1 protein-coding gene is annotated in these 619 nt (G+C 49.4%); it reads left to right on the top strand.

Annotation, left to right across the window (positions count from 1 at the left end):
* Positions 1–446 (top strand): ACT domain-containing protein (locus tag ACUHMQ_RS20965; RefSeq protein ID WP_445297378.1); only part of this gene is annotated, 446 nt, incomplete at its 5' end.
* Positions 447–619: the final 173 nt, after the last annotated feature.

Here is a 619-nt window from a genome sequence, read left to right as displayed (position 1 = left end):
AAAGCTCGTCACTGAGCATCAATCGGGGCATAGCAAACCCGCAGGGTGATTGGTATAGGAACCGTAATTCTGCGGGTTTGCTGCGCTTCTTCAATATACCGAAGTCAAAACGTCAACAGACCCTAGGTCTACAGCGAAATCCCGATGGCCTCCCTGCCATTGCTAGCTTCAAGGAAAGAGAAGGATGGACCTTGGTGGTGGAAGAAAAAGTTGCTCAGCAAAACAATCTTACCGTGTTGTTTGCTGCAGCTTGGATCACGCTAACTGTCCATTCTGATTTGGCTGCAGTTGGCCTGACGGCGGCAGTTTCTCAAGCGTTAGCAGTGCGCAATATTGCTTGCAACATCATGGCTGGCGCTTTTCATGACCACTTGTTTGTTCCTATTGGGCGCGCTGAAGAAGCGATGAATGCCTTACATGAACTACAGCAAAATGTGTCGCAGTAACTTGAAGCTAGTAGGGCTAGTTACCTGATTACTGGCAGGGCTAGATCATCTCGATATTGTCTGATGTCCTGCGGCTTACCTGCATAAGTTCATCTCAATCAGAAACGGCCGCCGTGGCGGCCGTTTCTCTTTCCATTCCTACTGTCCCCCAATTCGAAACCCGCAAAGCAGCA

This window comes from Chitinimonas violaceus (assembly GCF_052601015.1).
The sequence above is the reverse complement of the archived record's forward strand: the minus strand, read 5'-3'. Positions and strand labels throughout refer to the sequence as shown.